Genomic DNA, 12,900 nt, shown 5'->3' with positions numbered 1-12,900 from the left:
TTTATGGGGAGCAAAAGATATGAAAAAAATAATTTTTTTAATTGTCACGCTTTTTACAATCGTAGGTTGTAATAAAAAGGAGAATAGTGGGGATTTAAATTTAAAACTAGCTCATGGTTTAAGTGAATCGCATCCAGTTCATAAAGGGATGTTAAAATTTATTGAATTAGTAGAAACAAAAACAAATGGAGAAGTAAAAATTCAGATATTTCCTAATGGTCAATTAGGTCAAGAAAGAGAATTGATTGAATTAATGCAAGCTGGAGCTATTGATATGACTAAAGCTAGTGCATCACCAATAGAGGGATTTGTTAAAGAGTATGCAATATTTTCAATGCCATACTTATTTAATAGTTATGATCATTTCTTAAAAGTATTAAAAAGTCCTGTAGGAGATGAATTTCTAGAGATGACTGGAAAAAGTGGATTCGTAGGACTAGGTTATTTTACAGCAGGAACAAGAAATTTCTATGGATCAAAACCTATTGAAACACCTGATGATTTAAAAGGATTAAAAATAAGAGTTCAACCGAGTAACACAGCTATAAAAATGGTTGAGTACTTAGGTGGAACGGCAACTCCTTTATCTTATGGAGAATTATATACAGCATTGCAGCAAAGAGTTGTAGATGGAGCTGAAAATAATATTTCAGCTATAACAACAGATAGACATGGAGAGGTTTCAAAATTTTACTCGTATGATGAGCATACAATTGTACCAGATGTTTTCTTTATTAGTAATTCTACTTGGAGAAAGTTAAATGGTGAGCAAAAGAAAATCTTTAAAGATTCAGCAGAAGAAGCTTTTGAATATCAAGTAGCTTTATGGGCTGAAATGGAAAAAATACAAATAGAGCAAGCTAAAGATATGAATGTAAAATTTGTATATCCAGATAAAAAGCCATTTCAAGAGAAAGTTCAACCTATGTATGATGAATTGATGAAAAATGAAACAATGGCAAGATTAATCAATTCAATCAGAGATACAAAATAAAGGGGGCTAATAATGGAAAGCATAAGAAATAAAATAAATAAAATAATCATTTTATTTTCCTCGCTAGTTTTAACACTGCTAGTTTTAGCAGTTACTTGGCAGGTTATATCAAGATATGTATTAAATAATCCAAGTACATTTACAGATGAGTTTTCAAGATTTAGTTTAATATGGATAGGTTTATTGGGAGCAACATACTCTTTTGGAGTGAAAGCTCATCTATCAATAGATCTTCTTGTAAGTAGATTACCAAAAGAAAAAATAACAAAACTACAAATATTGATTTCAGTAATTGTTTTAATCTTTATATTGTTAGTTCAAGTTATAGGTGGAGGACAACTTTCACTAAACACAATGGGACAGTTATCACCTTCATTACAGATTCCTATGGGAATTGTATATTCAATACTTCCTATTTCAGGAATAATAAATCTGCTATATATGTTAATAGATATAGTTGAATTAAAAGGTATTTTAAAGGAGGGAGAGAAATAATGGCTTTAACAATAAGCGTTTTATTTATAAGTTTTTTCGTTCTATTAGCTATAGGAACACCAATATCTATCGGAATTGGACTAGCTTCTTTTCTAACAATACTTATTAATTTACCATTTGACGTAGCAGTTATAGCATCAGCTCAAAAGATGATAACTGGAATGGATAGTTTTACACTGTTGGCAATACCATTCTTTATACTTTCAGGAAGTATAATGAATACCGGTGGAATTGCAATAAAATTAGTTAATTTTGCTAAGCTTCTTGGAGGAAGATTACCAGGATCACTAGCTCAAGTTAACGTTTTAGGAAATATGCTATTTGGATCAATTTCTGGATCAGCAGTAGCAGCGGCAGCAGCCATTGGAGGAACATTAGATCCTTTACAGAAGAAAGAGGGATATGATCCTAAGTTCTCAGCAGCAGTAAATATTGCATCATCTCCAACAGGATTACTTATTCCACCAAGTGGATCTCTAATCGTTTTCTCACTAGTAAGTGGAGGAACTTCAATAGGAGCTCTATTCGTAGCAGGATATATACCTGGAATACTTATGGGTCTTAGTGTTATGATAATAGCATATTTTATAGCTAAAAAGAATAACTATCCAGTTGAAGGAAAAGTTTCCTTTGGTGAAGCTACAAAGATTATTTTAGATGCAATTCCAAGTTTATTATTAATAGTTATAGTGATAGGTGGAATAATTGCTGGAATATTTACAGCTACAGAAGCATCTGCAATTTCAGTAGTATATACACTGTTCTTATCAGTTGTAGTTTACAAAAGTTTAACCTTTGAGCATATGCAAACGATATTTAAAGATACAGTAAAAATGACAGGAATAATAATGTTTCTAATAGGTGCATCAAGTATAATGTCTTGGGCGATGGCATTTTCGACGATACCTCAGTTTATAACGAATGCAATTTTAGGATTATCAGATAATAAAATAATAATCTTACTATTGATGAATGTTATTTTATTAATAACAGGAACATTTATGGACTTAACACCAGCGATATTAATATTTACACCAATATTTTTACCAATTGCAACAAAATTAGGATTACACCCAGTACATTTTGGTATAATGTTAGTATCAAACTTATGTATTGGAATATGTACTCCACCAGTGGGAAGTGTATTATTTATAGGGTGTGGAATAGCCAAGGTTAAAATTGAAGAGGTTATAAAAGAATTAATACCATTCTTTATAGGTTTAATAATAACTCTTTTAATGATAACATATATTCCATGGATAAGTTTAGGATTACCAAAACTATTTAAATTATTATAAAAAGATTGTATAAATAAGGAGGGTGAGGGTAAATTTAGATTTACCCTCATAAGTATATTATGGGAATAAAATTGAACTATCTATTTGAAAAAATAGACAATAGAGAAAATATAGTAACATTTGCTTCAAAAGAGCTAAACTTAGAAGTGAAGCTTTCGATTTTAGAAAAAGATATCTTTAAAGTAACATTTTTAAAAGAGGGTAAATTAAAACTTGGAAAAACTTGGACTGTAACACCTGGAATGGAAGATTTTCCAATAGAGGGAAGAGATAGATTTGATCACTCAGTATTCCAATTGCCAAAGTTTGAAGTTGAAGAAACTCAAGGATTCGTAACAATTTCAACTGAACTTTTAAAAGTTATTGTAGATCTTAATGGTATGAAGATGACTTGGTTTGGAAAATTAGGAAATGAGTGGATAAAGATAGCTCAAGATAGAAAAACTCAAGCTTATAACTTTGGATACTGGGATGAAAATATATACCATTATTTAGAAAGAGATTTAAAAGAGCAATACTTTGGATTTGGAGAAAAAAGTGGAAAAGTAAATAAACATTTTAGAAGAATGAGAATGAAAAACCTAGATCCAATGGGGTATGATGCAGAATATAGTGATCCACTATATAAACATATACCATTTTATATAACTAGAAATCCAGAAACTAAATATTCTTTTGGATTATTCTATGATAATTTCTCAACAGTAACTTTTGAAATGGGAACAGAGTTAGATAACTATCACGGATTATATAGATATTTTGAAGCTAAAGATGGAGATTTAGATTATTATGTTATAGCTGGACCACAAGTAAAAGATGTAACAGAAAGATTTTCATGGTTAACTGGAAAAACTATATTTTCACCAAAATGGAGTATAGGATATTCAGGATCAACGATGACTTATACAGATTTACCAGAATCACAAAAGCTTTTAAATAATTTTCTAGATGATTGTAAAGAAAATGTAATTCCATGTGATTCATTTCAATTATCTTCAGGATATACTTCCATTGGAGATAAGAGATATGTATTTAACTGGAATAATGAGAAGTTTCCAGATGTAAAAGAGTTTACAAATAATTACCATGCAAATGGAGTTAGACTTTGTGCTAATATAAAGCCAGCATTTTTACATGATCATCCAAAATTTAATGAGATGAAAGAAAAAGGGTTATTCGTAAAAGAAAGAAATAGTGATAATCCTGAACTAGTTCAATTCTGGGATGATAATGGTGCTTATATAGATTTTACAAATAAGGAAGCCGTTAAATGGTGGAAAGATAATGTAAAAGAGAAACTTTTAGAATTAGGAATTGATTCAACTTGGAATGATAACAACGAATATGAAATTTGGGATTCAAAGGCAAGATGTAATGGATTTGGAGAAGAGTTGGATATTGAGTTAATGAGACCTATTCAAACTTTACTTATGATGAAATCATCTTTTGAGGCTCAAAAAGAGTTCGATGGAAATACAAGGCCATATTTAATCTCAAGAGCGGGATGTCCAGGTATGCAAAAGTATGTTCAAACATGGTCTGGAGATAATAGAACAGAATGGAAAACACTGAGATATAACAACTATATGGCAATAAGTTTAGCTCTTTCTGGGGTTTATAACTTAGGTCATGATGTTGGAGGATTTTCAGGTCCAGCACCAACACCAGAATTATTTGTAAGATGGGTACAAAATGGAATTTTCTATCCAAGATTTACAATTCACTCATGGAATGATGATAAATCAGTAAATGTACCATGGATGTATCCAGAAGTTTTACCTGAAATAAAAAAGGCTATGGATTTTAGAAGAAAGATAACACCTTATATCTATAACTTACTATATAGAGCTCATACAGATGGAACTCCAATAATGAAACCAACTTTCTATAACTACGAAAATGATAGAAACACATTTAATGAAAATGATGAGTTCTTATTAGGTGACGATATGTTAGTAGCAACAGTGGTTACAGAAGGAGAAAAAGTAAGAAAAGTATATCTACCTGAGGGTAACTCGTGGTATGACTATAATACTAACAAATTATATAAAGGTGGGCAAACTATCGAAGTAGAAGCAAATTTAGGTACATTCCCACTATTTATAAAAGAGGGAGCAATTATTCCAATAAACTCTACTGATAATTATACTTTTGAAACAAAAGATGAAGATAAGAGGGCTTTTGTTATATATGCAAGTGAAGTAACAGGCAAATCAGAGTTTACATCTTTTGAAGATGATGGATTAACTCAAAGCTATAAAAAAGGAAGTTGTGCAAAAATAACAGTAAAAGTAGAAGCAAAAGAGGATTCTATTGAAGTGATTATTGAAAAAGATGGAGATAAAATATTTATTCAAGATGATTATGAAATTATTGTAGTAGATTCTAAAAGTAGAAAAGTAATAAAAAAATAAAAAAAGAGCAATATCACAATTGAGTGGTATTGCTCTTTTAGTATTTAAAAAAACATATAAAAATCATGTTTAAATTGAAAAAAACAACCATAAAGAGATTTTTGTGTTTAAAATATTGACATTTTTTAACTAAAGTGATAATATAGTCAAGTGTTTCAAGAATTAGAGACTTATTTAAGACATTTTAGGAGGGATTATGAACGGGCATATGATCTATGCATCACACCCAATTATATGGGGAACAGCTATTTTTGGTATTATTATTGTATTACTTCAATCGGGGTTAATCATTAAAAAATCAATATCAACAGCTAAGGAGTTAGGGATATCTAACGATAAAATAAGTAAGGGAATAAAAGTTAGTGCAATGGCAAGTATTGGACCAGCACTAGGAGTAGTGGGAAGTTTACTAGCACTTTTAGTAACAATGGGATCACCAGTATCAACACTTAGACTGAGTTTAATAGGAAGTTCAAACTTTGAGGCAATGGCAGCAAACTTTGGAGCTCAAGCAATGGGATCAGAGCTTTCAACAAATATGTTACCAGTTGTATTTACAAATGCACTTTGGACTATGGCATTAGGATCAATGGGATGGATTGTTTTCGTATTCCTATTTGCACATAAAATGGATAAAGTTAATGGACTGTTAACAAATGGAAGAAAGGCTCTTTTACCAGCAGTTGGATTAGGAGCTATGTTAGGATCTTTTGCATTCTTTAACGTTGGTAACTTAATGAAGTTTAATACAAATCCTGATGTAACAATTGCGGCTATATCTGGAATGATTATTATGGTAGTTTGCTTAAAAATAGGAGAGAAAATGGCTTGGCTAAAAGAGTGGGCACTTACTTTTGCTATGTTTGGTGGAGCAGCTATTGGGCTTTTAGCAGCATAAATTGGGAGGATAAAAATGGGAATTTATAATAGATATATAGATGATGTTACAAAAATTGGAAGAAGTACGATGGTTTTAGGATTCTTCGCTTCTCTTTTACCAGCACTTATTATGACTTTTTACTTTGGATTTAATCCAGGATTAGCAGCAATTATTGCTGGAGCTATATCACAAGCTTCTGTTTCTGGAGCATTTTACTTTAGTGAGCCAATTAGTTACTATCCAATTGTAGGTAGAGCTGGATTATACATGGGATTCTTATCAGGAAACCTTGTAAACATGAGAATACCTGCTGCAATCTCTGCTCAGGAAGCTTCTGAGTGTCCTGCAGGAACTGAAGAGGGTTCTATAATGGGAACTATTGGAATAGGAGTTTCTATCTGGATTGGTATTGTATTCTTAGTATTATCAGTTTTAGCTGGACAAGCACTATTAAGTCAATTACCACCAAGCTTTATGGCACTATTAAGTCTAGTTATACCAGGTCTTTTTGGAGGAGTTTTTGCACAGTTTGCAATAAAGTCACCAAAAGTTGCAGTTTTTGCTTTAGTAGTATCATTTACTATGACAAAGTTAGTTAACTTTATTCCTGGAAAGCCAGCGTTTTTAATAACATTAGTATCAGTTTTCTCAAGTATACTATTTGCTAAAAAACTTATGGAAAAGAAGGTTGGGTAATGAAAAAAGAGAGAGTTATAAATAGTTTTATAGATATGGTAAAAATATACTCTCCATCGTTAAATGAGAAGGAGTATAGTGAGTACCTAGTAAAACAATTAGAGAAACTAGGACTTGAAGTATATTTAGATTTAGGGTTTAAAAAGTACGGAGGAAATGCTCCTACAATTTTCGCTAAATTAAAGGGAAATGTTTCAGGAGAGGGAGTTACATTAGCAGCTCATATGGATGTAGTAGAGCCATGTGCAAATATAAATCCAATAATAGATGGGGATTTTATAAAAACTGATGAAACTACAACTTTAGGTGGAGATGATAAAGCTGGTATTGCAGTGATATTAGAGGTTCTAGAAAACCTAATAGAGAGTGAAGCAAAACATGAAGATGTATTTGTTCTTTTAACTCCATGTGAAGAGAATGGAATGCTAGGAGCTAAAAATATAGATTGGGATTTAGTTCCAACTCATATGGTTCCAGCAAAGAATATGATTGTTATAGATAACTCAGGTAGAGCTGGATTAATAGCTCATACCGCTCCAAGTAAGTATGATTTTAAAATCACTTTTAAAGGTAGAAAAGCTCATGCTGGAATTGAACCTGAAAAGGGAATAAATGCTATAACTTTAGCAGGAGTAGCTATTTCTAATATGAATATAGGAAGGATAGATACTTTAACAACTTCAAATTTAGGAACAATTCACTCTGAGTTTCCAAGTAATGTTGTAGCTGATCTTTGTGTTGTTACAGGAGAGGTTAGAGGACACTCTTTAGAGTCTATATTTGAGACTTTAAACTCTTATGAGAAGGCTTGTGAAAGCAGTGTTGAAAAGTTAGGTGGAGAGTTTGTATTTGAAAAGATATGTGTGTTCCCAACTTTAAAACCAACAGATGATCTTGCATTTGCAAAGGAGTTTGCAAAGGTATATGAGAGTATGGGAATAGCTACTGAACTTCAAATTATAGGTGGAGGATCAGATAGTAACATATTTGCAGAAAAAGGTTATAACTCAATAATCATTGGAGTGGGAATGGAAGGGGTTCACACTGTAAATGAAAAGTTAGATACAAGAGAGCTATTTAAAACTATAGAGGCTTTAAATAGTTACATTATAAAGTAAGTTGAATATAAATAAAAGGCTAACTGGGGTAACAGTTAGCCGAGTGGTTACTTAGTATCCTTTTTTAGTAAGTAATAAAAAAAGGCTTATAACAAAGATCAATCTTAACATATGAAAACTCCACCCCCTTTCAAGAGGTAAGCAACCACTGATAAAGATTATAACATGAAAAATAAAAAAGAGCTAGTTTACCCTCTAGCTCTTTTTTATACAATGGAGTTTTCACCATTGATTAATCTTTGTTTGTTAATTTAATTATACTCTTATTTTTTACAAAAATCAAATGATATTTTAATTATCTATTCCAATCAGCTAAAAACTTAGCGATTCCAGCATCTGTAAGTGGATGCTCTAACATTTTACAAAGTACAGGGTATGGAATTGTACCAATGTGAGCTCCAGCTTTAGCAGCCTCTTTAGAGTGGTAAGTGTTTCTAATACTAGCAGCTATAATTTCACTACTGATATTGTGAATCTTGAAAATTTCAGCAATCTCTTTTATTAACTCAATACCATTTACTCCAGTGTCATCAAGTCTTCCAAGAAAAGGGCTAACATAAGTAGCGCCAGCTCTTGCAGCTAAAAGAGCTTGGTTAGCTGAAAAAATAAGAGTTACATTTGTTTTAATACCTCTATTTGCAAGGTGTCTACAAGCCTCTAATCCATCCTTTGTAATAGGAAGTTTTATAACTATATTGCTGTGAATTTTAGCAAGCTCCAAAGCCTCAGCAATCATCTCATCAGCTTTTAAAGAGATAACTTCAGCACTGATAGGTCCATCAACAATCTCACAGATCTCAGTTACAACCTCTTTAAAGTCTCTTCCCTCTTTAGCTATTAGAGATGGATTTGTAGTAACTCCAGAGATACACCCCATCTTTGCAGCTTCTCTAATTTCGTTTACATTAGCAGTGTCGATAAAAATTTTCATAACTTTCCTCCCAAAGCAAGTTCACTTGCTTTTTCTATAATTTTTTCAGCTGTTAAACCATACTCTTTTTGTAGGAAGTCTTGTGTTCCCACCTGTCCAAATCTATCTTCAACACCAACTTTTCTCATAGGTACTGGATAGTTTTCCACAAGGACATCAGCAACAGCACTTCCAAGGCCACCAGTGACATTGTGATTTTCAGCTGTTATAATCTTTCCTGTTTTTTTAGCATATTCAATAATCAGATCTTTATCTATAGGTTTTACAGTAAACATATCAATAACAGCAGCACTAATCCCTTGCTTTTCAAGTTCTTCAGCAGCTTTTAAAGCTTCTGCAACCATTATTCCATTAGATATTATCGTAAAGTCTTTACCATCTTTTAAGACTTTTCCTTTTCCAATTTCAAACTTTTCATTTTCATCATATATTTTATAAGCATTTTTTCTAATTGTTGTTATATAGTGGATTCCGTAGATATCTTTTATCTCACGGATTAGGTATTTTAACATAGTAGAATCAGTTGCTGTAATAACTGTAGCTCCAGGAATCTCCCTCATAAGAGCTATATCTTCAAAAGATGTATGAGTTCCACCATTGTGTTGTGATGTAATTCCTGTATCTGAACCTAGTATTTTTATATTTGTTCTAGCATAAGCTCCAGATAAAAATATCTGGTCATAACATCTTCTAGTAGCAAAAGGGCTAAATGTATGAATAAAAGGGATTTTTCCAAGAAGAGATAATCCACTTGCAGCTCCAACCATATTAGCTTCCATAATTCCACAGTTAACAAAGTTATTTGGATAATCTACACCAATAGATGTTGTAGTGATAGCTTCAGAAAGGTCAGCTTCTAAAACATAGACATTTTTATCCTCTTTAATAAGTTCTTTTAGTGTTTCACTATATGCTTTTCTCATCTCTGTAGTTTCTAATATAAGATTACTCATTTTCAGCCTCCTCATCACCATTTTCAAAGTTTTGAATCTCCCAAAGAAGAACTCCCTTCATCTCATCATTAAATCTAACGTGGTGATTTGCTTTTAAATCTTCAAAGTATTTAACCCCTTGACCTTTAATAGTATCTAAAACAATAGCTTTAGGTTTTCCAAAGTTGTCGCCTTTTAAAGCTGTTTCAATCTCTCCAACAGAGTCGCCTTTAACTTGCATAGAGTGGAATCCAAAACTTCTAAGCTTTTCTAAGATGCTAAAAGTTTCACAAATTTCAGTAGTTGTTCCATCTAATTGCTTTTTATTATTATCTACAAAGAGAGTGAAGTTAGTTAATTTAAAGTGAGCAGCAAACTGAATAGCTTCCCAGCACTGTCCCTCATTTAACTCACCATCTCCAACAATACAGTAAACTTGTCTTTCACTACCATCTCTTAAAAGACCTAAAGCTATTCCAACGGCAGCAGAAATCCCTTGTCCTAAAGAACCAGTTGTCATATCAATTCCAGGAGTTAAATTTCTATCTGGATGACTAGGTAAAGTTGTTCCATTGTCATTTAGTGTCATTAGAGTTTCTAATGGGAAAAAACCTTTTAATGCAAGAGTAGAGTAAAGACTAGGACCAGCATGACCTTTAGATAAAACTAGGAAATCTCTATCTAAATTTTTAGGGTCTTGGGGATTAATCTTCATATTTGAATATAGTACTGCAAGAGTTTCTACAATGGACATAGCTCCACCAATATGTCCAAAACCTCTATTTAAAAGCATTTTTAATGTCTCTTTACGTATATCTTTAGCAAATTTTTCCATTTGAATAATATCGCTCATAAAAACCTCCTATTTAATCTTTTTCAAAAAATTACAGGTATATATAGTATAGTTCTATGAACTTTATAAATAACCTACAATTAAATTAAAAAATATTATTATATAGTTATTGGGACAGAGTCAGCATTTTTTTTGAAAATAGAAGAATTTTTTTTGAAAATAAAATAGCTAAAAATACCAACTGAGAGATTACTTAAACACATAGCATACCAAACAGCATATTCATTTATATTAAACTTAGAAAGGATTATAAATAAAGGAAGACGAACACCCCAAAGTCTAAAAATACTTATAAAAAGAGTTAATTGAGTTTTTTTTATTCCTATGAAAAATCCATTATATATTTGAGAAACACCCCAACCTAAAAGAGAAATAGAAATTATTTTCATAAAAACAATACTATGCTTTAATATTGAAGGATCTTTTGTAAATATTAAAGCAATATTCTTGCTTAGAAAAAATATACCAAGAGCCCCAATAGTTGAAATAATAATTCCTAATTTGATAGCCTTATTTAGAACATCCTTCATTCGGTTTACATCATTAGCTCCATAGCTTTGACCAATAAGTGTTGTTAAAGAAGTGGCAACTACACTTACAGGTATAAAGAAAATACTATTCACTTTATTCCCGATTCCATAGGCAGCTAAAACAATAGTTCCATAGTCTCGAACATAGGAGTTAAGAATAACAAAACCTAAGGAAGTAGTTGCTTCAGAAAGAGAAGCAGGAAATCCAACTTTAAGAAACTCTAGTGTTTTTTTCAAGCTAAAAAAAGATTTTGAAAATTTATAATTTAGGCTATTTTTTGAATAGAGACAATCATAAATACAGTATATAGCTCCAATAAATTTAGCTAAAAAAGTTCCCCAAGCTGCTCCTGAAATACCAGCATTAAAATTAAAAATAAAAATAGGAGTAAAAATCATATTTGAAATTACCGAAAGAGAAAGAATTGTGGAGGCTTTTAAATTTTTTCCTTCGGCTTTTCTTAAAGCGGAATAACATGTAATTATAAAAGTAAACGGTGTTGCTAAAAAAATAATTTCCATATATTTTTTACACTCTTCAAGTAATTCTCCTTGAGTTCCTAAGACTATAAGTATTTCTTTTGTAAAAAAATAACAAAATGTTCCAATGAAAATCGAAAGAATTATTCCCATATTTAGGAATTGCTGTACATTAGCGTCAATCTCTTCTTGAATTCCTTTACCAATAGAGATAGAAATTAAAGAAGTTCCAGCTACACCAAGTCCATGACTTAAAGAGAAAATAAGATTTATTAAAGGCCACGAATATGTAATAGCTGCAACTTGAATACCTCCAATTTTTCCTAGAAAAAAAGCATCAGTTAAATCGTAAATTCTATTTAAAATATTACTAAATAATAGAGGCGTGGCTAAAATAAAAATCAATTTATAGATATTTCCTGTTAAAATAGTATGTTTATTTATAGTCATTTTCATTAAATATTATCACCTTTTATTCCTTTGAGTTTAGTAGAAAAGAGGTGGAAATATTCCACCTCTTTTAAATAAATATTATAGATATGCTTGTCCGCCATTAATTTGGATAACCTCGCCAACTAAATATGATGCTTTTTCTGAAACAAGGAAACTTATTATATCAGCAACCTCTTTAGATTCTCCAAATCTTCCAATTGCAATACCAGACTTCCAAGATTCCATAATATCTTTATTAGTAGCACTATGGAAAGCAGTATCAATAGTTCCAGGAGAAATTGCGTTAACCCTTATACCATATGCAATAAGTTCTTTTGCCATAGATCTAGTCATAGTTAAAACAGCACCTTTGGCAGCTGAATATACGCCTGCTCCAGGCCCCCCACCATTATATGCAGCTATAGAAGTGTAGTTAATTATAGAAGGAAGGTTTTTACTATTTTTTAAGTACGGTATTGCAGCTCTAGTAACAAAAAGAGTCGAATCTAAGTTTAAAGCCATAACTCTTCTATAGAACTCTGTAGTCATTCCTTCAAATTTTTCTCTTCCACCAAGACCACCAGCATTATTAATAACTGTATCAATATGACCATACTTAGTTCCAATTTCATTTACCATTTTATCAACTGCCTTTTCATCTGTAACATCACAAATATATAATTCAGCATCAATACCATTATTTTTTAAGTCTGTCACTACTTTTTGTCCTTCATCTTCTAAAAGACCATTTAATATAACTTTATATCCCTCTCTTCCAAGAGTTTCAGCCACAGCTAATCCAATTCCTCTAGTTGCTCCAGTAATTAATGCAATTTTGTTTTCCATT

General features: G+C 31.4%; 12 protein-coding genes. 7 read left to right on the top strand and 5 right to left on the bottom strand.

What is annotated here, in order from left to right:
• Window positions 1-19 precede the first annotated feature (19 nt).
• The 7 genes from H5J23_RS01455 to H5J23_RS01425 all read left to right on the top strand — a co-directional run bounded on the left by H5J23_RS01455 (window position 20) and on the right by H5J23_RS01425 (window position 7,895).
• On the top strand, window positions 20-994 hold the full coding sequence (locus tag H5J23_RS01455) for a TRAP transporter substrate-binding protein (protein ID WP_185890606.1): 975 nt from the start codon (window positions 20-22) through the stop codon (window positions 992-994).
• A gap of 12 nt (window positions 995-1,006) precedes the next feature.
• On the top strand, window positions 1,007-1,489 hold the full coding sequence (locus tag H5J23_RS01450; RefSeq protein WP_185890605.1) for a TRAP transporter small permease: 483 nt from the start codon (window positions 1,007-1,009) through the stop codon (window positions 1,487-1,489).
• The gene (locus H5J23_RS01445) at window positions 1,489-2,787 is read left to right on the top strand and encodes a TRAP transporter large permease (RefSeq protein ID WP_185890603.1); all 1,299 of its coding nucleotides are present in this window, start codon (window positions 1,489-1,491) and stop codon (window positions 2,785-2,787) included. The genes H5J23_RS01450 and H5J23_RS01445 overlap by 1 nt, the downstream gene beginning before the upstream one ends.
• A 59-nt stretch (window positions 2,788-2,846) precedes the next feature.
• Window positions 2,847-5,201, top strand: coding sequence for a TIM-barrel domain-containing protein (locus tag H5J23_RS01440; RefSeq protein ID WP_185890601.1), 2,355 nt, complete (start codon window positions 2,847-2,849; stop codon window positions 5,199-5,201).
• 196 nt (window positions 5,202-5,397) lie between these two features.
• Window positions 5,398-6,099 carry a DUF5058 family protein gene (locus tag H5J23_RS01435; protein WP_185890599.1) on the top strand — a complete coding sequence of 234 codons (702 nt, stop codon included), beginning with the start codon at window positions 5,398-5,400 and terminating at the stop codon, window positions 6,097-6,099.
• A gap of 15 nt (window positions 6,100-6,114) precedes the next feature.
• Window positions 6,115-6,777 (top strand): hypothetical protein, encoded by a 663-nt coding sequence (locus tag H5J23_RS01430; RefSeq protein WP_185890597.1) that lies wholly within the window; start codon window positions 6,115-6,117, stop codon window positions 6,775-6,777.
• Entirely contained in the window at window positions 6,777-7,895 is a 1,119-nt protein-coding gene (locus H5J23_RS01425; protein WP_185890595.1) for a M20/M25/M40 family metallo-hydrolase, read from the top strand. The genes H5J23_RS01430 and H5J23_RS01425 overlap by 1 nt, the downstream gene beginning before the upstream one ends.
• Before the next feature lie 295 nt (window positions 7,896-8,190).
• Here H5J23_RS01425 and fsa read toward each other — a convergent pair whose 3' ends face one another.
• The 5 genes from fsa to H5J23_RS01400 form a co-directional block, all read right to left on the bottom strand.
• Window positions 8,191-8,826: a fructose-6-phosphate aldolase gene (gene fsa, locus H5J23_RS01420; RefSeq protein ID WP_185890593.1), complete on the bottom strand. Its 636-nt coding sequence runs from the start codon at window positions 8,824-8,826 to the stop codon at window positions 8,191-8,193.
• Window positions 8,823-9,779 carry a transketolase family protein gene (locus tag H5J23_RS01415; protein ID WP_185890591.1) on the bottom strand — a complete coding sequence of 319 codons (957 nt, stop codon included), beginning with the start codon at window positions 9,777-9,779 and terminating at the stop codon, window positions 8,823-8,825. Before H5J23_RS01415 ends, fsa begins: the two co-directional genes overlap by 4 nt.
• Window positions 9,772-10,611, bottom strand: a complete 840-nt coding sequence (locus tag H5J23_RS01410; RefSeq protein WP_185890589.1) for a transketolase — start codon at window positions 10,609-10,611, stop codon at window positions 9,772-9,774. Before H5J23_RS01410 ends, H5J23_RS01415 begins: the two co-directional genes overlap by 8 nt.
• Before the next feature lie 98 nt (window positions 10,612-10,709).
• Window positions 10,710-12,077 (bottom strand): MATE family efflux transporter, encoded by a 1,368-nt coding sequence (locus H5J23_RS01405; RefSeq protein ID WP_185890588.1) that lies wholly within the window; start codon window positions 12,075-12,077, stop codon window positions 10,710-10,712.
• Between the two features lie 75 nt (window positions 12,078-12,152).
• Complete coding sequence (locus H5J23_RS01400) at window positions 12,153-12,899, bottom strand: SDR family NAD(P)-dependent oxidoreductase (RefSeq protein WP_185890586.1); 747 nt, start codon at window positions 12,897-12,899, stop codon at window positions 12,153-12,155.
• Window position 12,900 lies beyond the last annotated feature (1 nt).

Origin of the sequence: Cetobacterium sp. 2G large (assembly GCF_014250655.1) — a bacterium.
Lineage (GTDB): Bacteria > Fusobacteriota > Fusobacteriia > Fusobacteriales > Fusobacteriaceae > Cetobacterium_A > Cetobacterium_A somerae.
Note: the sequence above shows the minus strand (reverse complement) of the source record. Positions and strands in the feature narration are given on the sequence as shown.

Excerpts from the sequence above, each read along its gene's own strand:
- H5J23_RS01445 (WP_185890603.1), top strand. The coding sequence starts at position 1,489 with ATGGCTTTAACAATAAGCGTTTTATTTATAAGTTTTTTCGTTCTATTA.
- fsa (WP_185890593.1), bottom strand. The coding sequence starts at position 8,826 with ATGAAAATTTTTATCGACACTGCTAATGTAAACGAAATTAGAGAAGCT.
- H5J23_RS01425 (WP_185890595.1), top strand. The coding sequence starts at position 6,777 with ATGAAAAAAGAGAGAGTTATAAATAGTTTTATAGATATGGTAAAAATA.
- H5J23_RS01430 (WP_185890597.1), top strand. The coding sequence starts at position 6,115 with ATGGGAATTTATAATAGATATATAGATGATGTTACAAAAATTGGAAGA.
- H5J23_RS01405 (WP_185890588.1), bottom strand. The coding sequence starts at position 12,077 with ATGAAAATGACTATAAATAAACATACTATTTTAACAGGAAATATCTAT.
- H5J23_RS01455 (WP_185890606.1), top strand. The coding sequence starts at position 20 with ATGAAAAAAATAATTTTTTTAATTGTCACGCTTTTTACAATCGTAGGT.
- H5J23_RS01435 (WP_185890599.1), top strand. The coding sequence starts at position 5,398 with ATGAACGGGCATATGATCTATGCATCACACCCAATTATATGGGGAACA.
- H5J23_RS01415 (WP_185890591.1), bottom strand. The coding sequence starts at position 9,779 with ATGAGTAATCTTATATTAGAAACTACAGAGATGAGAAAAGCATATAGT.
- H5J23_RS01440 (WP_185890601.1), top strand. The coding sequence starts at position 2,847 with ATGGGAATAAAATTGAACTATCTATTTGAAAAAATAGACAATAGAGAA.
- H5J23_RS01400 (WP_185890586.1), bottom strand. The coding sequence starts at position 12,899 with ATGGAAAACAAAATTGCATTAATTACTGGAGCAACTAGAGGAATTGGA.
- H5J23_RS01410 (WP_185890589.1), bottom strand. The coding sequence starts at position 10,611 with ATGAGCGATATTATTCAAATGGAAAAATTTGCTAAAGATATACGTAAA.
- H5J23_RS01450 (WP_185890605.1), top strand. The coding sequence starts at position 1,007 with ATGGAAAGCATAAGAAATAAAATAAATAAAATAATCATTTTATTTTCC.